Source organism: Paenibacillus xylanexedens (assembly GCF_007676705.1).
GTDB classification, from domain to species: domain Bacteria; phylum Bacillota; class Bacilli; order Paenibacillales; family Paenibacillaceae; genus Paenibacillus; species Paenibacillus xylanexedens_C.
The window spans coordinates 1-287 of the sequence record NZ_VEBF01000031.1 but is presented as its reverse complement, the minus strand read 5'-3'; positions in this window follow the sequence as shown (position 1 = coordinate 287).

The window sequence follows — 287 nt, the reverse complement described above, 5'->3', positions numbered from 1 at the left end:
ACAACTCCCATTATCAAACTTAACCCACTACTCCACCTCATCCTCCTCCTACTATCTTCTCTCCTCTTTACTTCCCTCGATAAAAATCTCGATTCAATCCTCCTCATCTCCATTGGAACTTCACTTCCTTCCCAAACCATCTTTGACCTCTCCCACCACATATACATACTCTTCATCCCATACCACCTCTCCTCTCCCCCTTCCACCCGAATTTCCAACCACCCACACATCTCTCCACATCCATCTTCCCTTTTTCCACACTCCATCCTTCTCACCCTCTACAACCC